At 68.9% G+C, this 1,455-nt stretch carries 1 protein-coding gene and 1 pseudogene; both read left to right on the forward strand.

Annotated features, from left to right (window positions below):
• Window positions 1-409: pseudogene (locus K6I34_RS36880) on the forward strand (Crp/Fnr family transcriptional regulator); the annotation flags it as partial.
• A 102-nt stretch (window positions 410-511) separates the two neighbouring features.
• A partial coding sequence (locus tag K6I34_RS36885; RefSeq protein WP_229332377.1) for a family 2B encapsulin nanocompartment shell protein occupies window positions 512-1,455 on the forward strand: 944 nt, incomplete at its 3' end.

Below are 1,455 nucleotides of genomic sequence, written 5' to 3' on the forward strand. Positions count from 1 at the left end.
GCTGGCCACCGTCTGGAAGGACCCGGGCTTCCTGCTCGCCCACCCGCGCGCCATCGCGGCGATCGGCCGCGAGTTCAACAGCCGGGGCGTCTACCCGGACAGCACAGAGGTGAACGGGCACGCCCTGCCCGCGTGGCGTGGCATTCCGATTTATCCCTGCAACAAGATCCCCATTACCGACAGCGGCACCACCTCGATTCTACTGATGCGCACCGGGGAGGAATCCCAGGGCGTCGTCGGCCTCCACCGCACGGGTATCCCCGACGAATACCGGCCGAGCCTTTCCGTGCGCTTCATGGGCATCAGCGAACAGGCCATCATTTCCTACCTGGTGAGCGCCTACTATTCCGCGGCCGTCCTCGTTCCGGACGCCCTGGGAATTCTCGAGAACGTGGAGATCGGCCACTGATACCCCGGCCGGGGCCGGGCCGTGGGTCCCGGGGCACCGCACCACGCAAACACGCCACCGCACCAGCGTCGGCAATCCGCAACAGATGGGTGATGACCAACCATGACCACGTCAGTGGAGTCCGTACCGGACGAGCAGCCGGGCCAGTCGCAGCTGAGCCTCGGCACGCCCGCGGCACGGCAGCTCGCCACGACGACCAAGACCGTCCCGCAGATGCAGGGGATCTCCTCCCGCTGGCTCCTGCGCGTCCTGCCCTGGGTGCAGGTGTCCGCGGGCACCTACCGGGTGAACCGCCGCCTGAGCTACACGGTCGGGAACGGGATCGTCGAGTTCGTCTCGACCGGGGCGGAGGTCCGGGTCATCCCGGCCGAGCTGGGTGAACTGCCGCTGCTGGAAGGCTTCGAGGACAGCGCCGTGCTGGAGGCGCTGGCCGCCGGGTTCGTCCAGCGACAGTACGCGGCGGGCGACACGCTCGTCCAGGCGGGCAGCCCGGCCGACCAGGTCTTCCTGATCGCCCACGGCAAGCTCGACAAGAAAGGCCCCGGCAAGTACGGGGACGAGACCGTGCTCGGCGTGCTCGCCGACGGCGACTACTTCGGCGAGAGCGTGCCGCTGGAGCCGGACGGCACCTGGCCGTTCAGCGTCACGGCCGTCACACGCTGCACCGTCCTGGCGCTCCCCCTCCAGACCTTCCAGGAGATCGCCGGGCGCTCGGAGACCCTGCGCGACCACCTCGCGGATTTCACCTCCCGTGCCAGGCCCGCACAGAACAAGCGCGGTGAGGCCGACATCGCCGTGACCTCGGGCCACCAGGGGGAGCCGGTCATCCCCGGCACCTACGTGGAGTACGAGCTCACGCCCCGCGAGTACGAGCTCAGCGTGGCGCAGACGGTGCTGCGCGTGCACACCCGCGTCGCCGACCTCTACAACGACCCGATGAACCAGCTCGAGCAGCAGCTCCGGCTGACCGTCGAGGCCCTGCGCGAACGCCAGGAACACGAGATCGTCAACAACCCGGAGTTCGGTCTGCTGCACAACGCCGACCT

The organism is Streptomyces sp. UNOC14_S4 (assembly GCF_020740835.1).
In the GTDB taxonomy this organism is placed as follows: Bacteria; Actinomycetota; Actinomycetes; order Streptomycetales; family Streptomycetaceae; genus Streptomyces.